General features: G+C 28.1%; 7 protein-coding genes. 5 read left to right on the forward strand and 2 right to left on the reverse strand.

What is annotated here, in order from left to right; all coding sequences use genetic code 11:
- The first annotated feature begins 96 nt into the window (after window positions 1-96).
- Together QIA21_RS06340 and QIA21_RS06345 are read left to right on the forward strand one after the other, a co-directional pair.
- Window positions 97-1,440, forward strand: coding sequence for a DUF244 domain-containing protein (locus QIA21_RS06340; protein ID WP_418905721.1), 1,344 nt, complete (start codon window positions 97-99; stop codon window positions 1,438-1,440).
- A gap of 52 nt (window positions 1,441-1,492) precedes the next feature.
- A complete protein-coding gene (locus QIA21_RS06345) occupies window positions 1,493-1,918 on the forward strand; it encodes a DUF261 domain-containing protein (RefSeq protein WP_418905722.1) in 426 nt (141 codons plus the stop codon).
- A 5-nt stretch (window positions 1,919-1,923) separates the two neighbouring features.
- Here the strand turns inward: QIA21_RS06345 and QIA21_RS06350 are convergent, their stop codons facing one another.
- A complete protein-coding gene (locus QIA21_RS06350) occupies window positions 1,924-2,700 on the reverse strand; it encodes a tyrosine-type recombinase/integrase (protein ID WP_418905723.1) in 777 nt (258 codons plus the stop codon).
- Between the two features lie 442 nt (window positions 2,701-3,142).
- Between QIA21_RS06350 and QIA21_RS06355 the strand changes: the two genes are divergently transcribed.
- Complete coding sequence (locus tag QIA21_RS06355) at window positions 3,143-4,207, forward strand: hypothetical protein (protein WP_418905748.1); 1,065 nt, start codon at window positions 3,143-3,145, stop codon at window positions 4,205-4,207.
- Between the two features lie 123 nt (window positions 4,208-4,330).
- Here the strand turns inward: QIA21_RS06355 and QIA21_RS06360 are convergent, their stop codons facing one another.
- A complete protein-coding gene (locus QIA21_RS06360; RefSeq protein ID WP_418905724.1) occupies window positions 4,331-4,987 on the reverse strand; it encodes a hypothetical protein in 657 nt (218 codons plus the stop codon).
- 174 nt (window positions 4,988-5,161) lie between these two features.
- On the opposite strand from QIA21_RS06360, the gene QIA21_RS06365 reads away from it, so the two are divergent.
- Window positions 5,162-5,722, forward strand: coding sequence for a DUF603 domain-containing protein (locus QIA21_RS06365; protein ID WP_418905725.1), 561 nt, complete (start codon window positions 5,162-5,164; stop codon window positions 5,720-5,722).
- Entirely contained in the window at window positions 5,719-7,071 is a 1,353-nt protein-coding gene (locus QIA21_RS06370; RefSeq protein WP_418905726.1) for a PBSX family phage terminase large subunit, read from the forward strand. Before QIA21_RS06365 ends, QIA21_RS06370 begins: the two co-directional genes overlap by 4 nt.

Raw genomic sequence — 7,071 nt, forward strand, 5'->3', positions numbered from 1 at the left:
GTTAAGTCCCACTTTTTTTGCAAAAATTTTTGTAAAAAACTTGGCAAAAATAGTTTTTGCTATATAATTATTTATAAACATATTAAGGAGTACATTATGAACAATGTGTCAACAAATAATTTAAATATTCAAGATAATATGCAAAACGGAGTATCCAACATGATGAATTTTGAGCAACAAAGTTTTATTGGTTGTGAAATATTTGAGGAAAAATCCTCTCCCATTAAAGAAAAAAGCAAATTAAGCAAGATAGGCAAAAAATTACCAGGAATAAGCAGTCAAGAATGTTTTAAGTTTAATCGAAATATTGATTTTAGCGTGCAGAGAAACAAACTCAATAAATATGGAGCTAGTGAAGTGGGTACTGTTCTGATTGGTGGAGTTGGACTTAAAGACTTGATGATAAATCGAGTGCTTAAATATTTTGGTATGAGTATGCCTTTTGAAGAGAATTTGTATATGCTCAAGGGTAAAGAGTTGGAAAATCTAGGATTTAGAGAGTTTGTTAAAGCTCACGGTGATAATATTGATGTTTTGTATAAAAATAAATATGCCAACGGTGTTGATAAATATAATTATTTCAAAAAAATGGATGGTTTTACAACTTTAGTAGGCTCAACAATTGATGGATGGTTTATAAATAATGGTGGTGATTTAGAGCTTTTAGAGATTAAGAGTAGTGATTCTAATTATATGAGTAGTGCTATAGCCGAGTACAATAAAAATGGCAATTTTTTAAGTAGTAAGTATTTTTTCAAGTACTATGTGCAAGCACAAATGCAGCTAGCATGTACTGGACTTGAGTATTGTAATTTATTCTTCTTAATAGACGCTGCACCGGTTAACTGTAAGATAAAAAGAAATAACTCTTTGATATCAAAAGTTTTAGAATTTGTTCAAAAATGTGAATGGGAAGTTTTCAACGTAAGAAACGAAATTATTGAAAAGAATGGGGCTAATTTATTAATTGCAAGTGATTATGATAATGATACGTTTATTAAGTTCATTGAAGAGATTGAGGAGTTGGTAGTAAAGAGTGATTTTTATCAATCTGGAGTTGAGTTTGATTGGATAAATGAATTTGTAGAGTATGTTGAGTGCACTGACCTTGAGATTAAAACCGAAGAGTCTGCTGTTAATCTTGAGTGTAAGCTGATTGAGATTGACAATCTAAAATCAGAACTAGATAAAATTCAAAATGAAAACAAAAGGAGAGAAAAACCCATTAAAGAACTACTCAAAATTAAAATTAATGAAATTTTAGATAAATATCCACTAATGAATCATGTAAATTACAGATTCAAGCAATTTGTGTTCAATTACGATCCTAAGAAAAGGGCAATAGCAGATAGATTTACGGAACTTTCGACAACAAATAATAAATTTTACTTGCCGAGCAATATAAGCAATATGTCGTATGCAAATAGTGTCCCCTTTTGAATGGGGGCACTAAAAAAATTAAAAAAAATATTTAACATTGGAGGATTAATTAATGCTTATTAGTAAAATAAAACAAAAAAATAGGAGTTTACTTGGAGAGATACAAAGATGGGGGTGTTATTTTTTATGCTTGCATTATTATACAAGTTTGTTGAAGAATATTGAATTTAATGCTTTTGGAATAAATGTGGCGTATCGCAGATTTTTAGGACTTGGGTACATCAAGAAAAATTGTTTTATTAATGATCCTTGTATGATACTTAATTATTATGGAATTAGAACTAGTGTTAGGTATGAATCTTCCAATTACTTTGTGGCTGCGAATGAATTTGAAATAAGTGAAGTTAAAATTGAGGGTGTTAATGGGTCACACTTTATTGCTACAAAAGAGAAAGAAATATTATATGATTCACTTGATTTAAAGCTTAATGGAAAACTATTTAAAGTAACTTCAAAGCGCATATTTAAGCTTAGATAGTCTTGCTACAGCTTAAAGCTATTTTTGATGCACTTATAAGCTTGAATTTTGTTAGCAGAAGAGAGTCCGTAGATATTATCAATTTCGTGGGTTGAAGAATATTTCATAAGTTCTTTAATTTGGAAAGAATTGTAGCCATTAGATTTTAAATTTGAAACAAACAAATTTCTACATAAATGAAGTGATTTATTTACTTTAAAGCCTGATTTTTTAAGAAGATTTTTGAATTTTTTAGAAATATGAATAATGTCAATTTGATTATCTTTAAACTTATGTTTGGATTTTTGGAAAAGATAAGTTCTTCTAGTATCAAGATTTTTTTCTTCGAAATGATTTTTATGAGCTGTTTGAATAGCATCAAACTCCTTAGAGTCAATAACAATTTCTCTAATGCAGGCGATACTTCTTTTTTTTGCTACATTTACTTTTATATTGTAAAGAATTTCCCCGGTTTTGCTTGATAACTGGGTAATATCTTCTATTTTTACTTTTTGAATTTCAGTGCCCCTACATCCACTTATTAAAAGTACATGTACAAACCATCCTGATATTGGATCAATTTGTTTTAATTGTTTGATGCATTTTTCGATTATTTTGCTAGTTTTTGGAGTTACGTAGAACTTTGGAGTAGGTTTTAAATTTTCTTTTTTACTTTTAGCCGAGTTTTTTAGAGAATTTTTTAGAATTTTGTTTTCATCCATTAATTTTTGATGATCTTTTATGAGTTTGAGGAAAAAATCCGAAGTGTCTTTATTTAAATTAAGATAATTATTAAAGTCCATAGAATCCTCTCCTTTTAAGTGTTACTTTTAAATTAAGTAAAAGTAATAAAAATAGATAAAAGTTGCAATTTATATTTTATCAAAAACGTAAAATTTTAGTCAAATTTTGGTGTCTCTCATTGCAAGCAAAATCCGTGCTGTAGAATAGCTGTAGTAAACAGAAGTGGCAATTTTAAAGGGGTGCACACAAGAAAGATATAATACTTTGTGTGATATATAGCAAAGACTCTGAAATTTGATTTGTATGTGTTTTGTAGTCTTTTGTAATGAGTATAACATTTGCAATGGAGAGATTTTTGGGAGTTGGTTAAAATTACATTTGAATTTTGTTACTTTGTAACGCAAAATGTAACAAAATTAATTAGTTAAATCTTTGAAAAAATTGTAATTATAAGGCATTGCATTATCTTTAAGACTTATGGAGTAACTTATGAATAAAAATATGAATAAAAAAATGAGAATGTTTATTATTTGTGTTGTTTTTGCACTGATAAGTTCTTGCAAGCATTATGCAAGTAGTGAAGATTTAAAAGAACAAGCTAAGGGAATTAAAAAAGGTGTAGAAAAAAAAGTTAATGGATTTTTAGATAAAGTAAATAAAGAATTAATGCTGGGTGATGATCCAACAGTAGATGAAATAGCAGAAAAATTAAAAGAAGAAGAATTAAAGGATAAAAAAGAAAATAAAGAAAAAAAAGAAGATTCTAATAAGAATGATTTAAAAGATAATGAAGATGCTAAAGTTTTAAAACCCGAACCTATAACTTTAGAAAATAAAGACCCAAAATTAGAAATAGCAGAAACATTAAAGCCAAAATTACCAGAAATTCCAAAATTACCAGTAGTAGTAAAACCAGTAGTTAAAGAAAAAACAGAAGAAGAAAAAGCTAAAGAAAAAAGGGAAGAGGACTTAAAAAGAAGAAGAATTGAGCAATATCGAAAAGACGAAGAAAAAAGATTAGAAAGAAAAAAACAAAGAGAAGAAAGAAGAAAATTAAGAGAATCAGAATCAGGCGAAAGTTTTCTTGAGGGAGTAACTAAAAATAAAATTTTAGAAATTACAAGAAAGATAGATAAGATAACTAGTGATATTGATAGCATAAGTCCAAAATCATATTTTGGAGAAAGAATAGAAATATCTGGGAAAGAGGTTGAAGATAAAGTTACAGGCGCTATTTATGATGATATTACTGATAATCGTTCAAATGGTAATTCTATTTATTCTGAATGGAGTTACGATCTTGAAGAAGAAAGTGGATTAAAAAGTCTTATTGACGAACTAGAAAAAGCTAGAACAGAGTTAAGGAGTAAGATAAAAGAGGGTAATAAAAATAATGAAAAAAATAAAAATACTGTAAAAATTAGTGATATTAAAGAAGATTTAGAGAAATTAAAAGAATTTTTAAGAAAATTAAAAGAATATCTTCAAAGTAATGCTAATAAAGAGGAAATTCAGAAACTTGTAAAGTGTTCAATTGATCCAGATAGTGCTGGTTGTCAAGAGTAAATAAAAAGAATTTATCAAAAAATATTGAAAAAAATTTTAAAAGTTTAGAATATAAAAAATAATAAAAAATGGTTTTAAAAGCATAAATTATTAAAAACAAGACTAATAACCAGTCTTGTTTTCTTATTTAAAATAAGCATTGTATTTATTGTATAATTTTTGAAAATTATCAAGATCAAAAGTCATAGATCTACTTAGTTTGCTAGGATCTTCACTTTCAGGAACTTCAATTGTTATTGTTATAGTTTTATGTTTTAATAATTTTGTAAGTAAATTTTCTATACCTGGATCAGAGGACCTTAAATTAAATTTAATTTCTTCCCCACCATACTTGCCTTTCCAAAGTTCCCATATAATTTTGTTATTTTTAACTTTTTCTTTTAGTTCTCTTGTTATTTTTTCTGTTTCGTTATCAAAAGATAATGTAACTTTTATTTTACTAATGTTTTCACGTATTTCAGATAACAAAGGATATTTTTTGTTAAAATCTATTCTATAAAAATATTTAAAATGAAAATGTTTAATAGGGTTTTCTTTGTCATTTTTAATGTAGGTAAGTCTAAGTTGACTTAAATCATCACCCTCTCCTAAAAATAGAACAGAAGTAGTTCCCCCATCATCATTCCTAAAAGTGTTGAAATAGGACATCCATGTATTCGTCTCTTTGTTCTTATGATAATATCTTTCCAAATATCCATTGTATTTAGATTGATCATAAGAAAAAATTATTACTCTGTTTAGCAATAATAAAAATATAAAAAATAGTTGTTTTTGATTCATATTAATACTCCTTTTATATATTTTTAATGTTCGTTTTAAATATTAATGAACATTGTAAATATAGGTCAGTAATTAATAGGTATAAATAAGTTATCAGTTTATGTTAACAATTCATCAAATTGCTTTACTATTTAGAGTAACAATTTGTTAATTTTGTTACTTTAGAGAAATTTTTTGAAAAAAGTTAAAAGATCTTTTGATGATTATGTTGCGTACTTTAGAGAAGGATTATTGGATGATAAAGAAATAGCATCGAAACTGGGAGTTTCTAGAGTAAATGTATGGAGAATGAGACAAAAATGGGAGAGTGGGGAAACTTCTGTTGGTGATAATTCTAGAGTAACAATTAGTGAAGATACTTTTGAACATCTTGTAGCCCAAACTTTTAAATCAGAAGCTAAAGCTAGAAAAATTAAGGGAGAATTAGTTTTAGAGCGCTCTAATTTAGAATTAGGATTTATACGAGCATTTAAACAATATGCAAGCATTGAACTAGCCAAAATGCATTTAAAAATAGAAGATTTACAATCCGAAATTGCCTTTTTGAATAAAAAATGTAACAAGAAAAATGATGTTAATGAAAAAATTAGTTTGTTAAAGAGTGAGCTTAATGACCTGATAAAGGAGTGTTCAATAAGGGAAATGGAGCTTTACTATGAATGTATGAAAAAGCTAACTTCTGCACATGAAGTTGAGAGTAAAAGTAACTACAAAAGTAGTAAAGGGCACAAGTGAATTTATATCAAACAAAATTTTTTACAACACTTCAAAAGGAATACAAAAATCAGTTTGGAGTTGATATATCTAAGTTTTTTGGAAAAACAAACTCTTTGGTTAATTTTGCTCAGTTTGAAGAGAAATATTTAACCGTAAAGCAAAATAGGGTGATAAAAAGTATCCAAAAGAACAACGAAAAGAAAATTATACTCAGTGGCGGTATAGCTAGCGGCAAAACGTATCTTGCATGTTATCTGTTTATTAAAAGTTTAATTGCAAATAAAGAGTTATATTCCAGTGATACTAATAATTTCATCATAGGCAATTCTCAACGTTCAGTTGAAGTTAATGTTTTGGGTCAATTTGAAAAGCTATGCAAACTTCTTAATATTTCATATATTCCAAGACATAGGAATAATTCATATATACTGATTGATTCACTACGGATTAATTTATATGGCGGGGACAAGGCAAGTGATTTTGAAAGGTTTAGGGGTAGTAATTCAGCACTTATTTTTGTAAATGAGGCTACTACTTTACATAAGCAAACTTTAGAGGAAGTATTAAAAAGACTTAGGTGCGCGCAAGAAACTATTATTTTTGATACCAATCCAGATCATCCAGAACATTATTTCAAAACTGATTATATCAATAATACAGCTACTTTTAAGACATATAATTTTACAACTTACGATAATGTTCTCCTAAGTAAAGAATTTATCAAAACTCAAGAGAAACTCTATAAAGATATACCAGCATACAAGGCAAGAGTTTTGCTAGGAGAGTGGATAGCAAGCACCGACTCAATTTTCACACAAATTAATATTATGCAAGACTATGTATTTACTAGCCCGATAGCATATTTAGACCCAGCGTTTAGTATTGGAGGTGATAATACTGCGTTATGTGTTATGGAGAGAGTCGATGATAAGTACTATGCTTTTGTATTTCAAGATCAACGACCGGCTATTGACCCTTATATTATGAATATGGTCAAGACTGTTTTACAAAATTTCAATGTACACACGCTTTACATAGAAGATAGAGACAATACTAAAGGCGCTGGAGGATTGACGCGTGAATATATGACTCTTAGAAAGAATATGAGTCAATATTTTAGAATTGCCCCAGTAAAGCCAAAGTCTAATAAGTTTAGTAGAATAGCATTGTTAATTACACCTTTTACCTACAAAAAACTTTATATTGCAAAGTATAGTAGTTCTACTGTATTTAGCGATATTTACGCTTATAAAGGGGATAATAAAACTCCCGATGACGCGCTTGATGCAATATCTGCTGCATATTTGATGTTGTCTTTAGGATATAGAGATAGAAGTGTTCATTTTGGCAATCAAAGATTTTTGTAA

Source organism: Borreliella japonica, assembly GCF_030438115.2.
Taxonomy (GTDB): domain Bacteria; phylum Spirochaetota; class Spirochaetia; order Borreliales; family Borreliaceae; genus Borreliella; species Borreliella japonica.

What these genes read in the sequence shown, in the direction of transcription:
- QIA21_RS06340 (WP_418905721.1), top strand. Translation starts at nt 97, where the DNA reads ATGAACAATGTGTCAACAAATAATTTAAATATTCAAGATAATATGCAA.
- QIA21_RS06345 (WP_418905722.1), top strand. Translation starts at nt 1,493, where the DNA reads ATGCTTATTAGTAAAATAAAACAAAAAAATAGGAGTTTACTTGGAGAG.
- QIA21_RS06350 (WP_418905723.1), bottom strand. Translation starts at nt 2,700, where the DNA reads ATGGACTTTAATAATTATCTTAATTTAAATAAAGACACTTCGGATTTT.
- QIA21_RS06355 (WP_418905748.1), top strand. Translation starts at nt 3,143, where the DNA reads ATGAATAAAAAAATGAGAATGTTTATTATTTGTGTTGTTTTTGCACTG.
- QIA21_RS06360 (WP_418905724.1), bottom strand. Translation starts at nt 4,987, where the DNA reads ATGAATCAAAAACAACTATTTTTTATATTTTTATTATTGCTAAACAGA.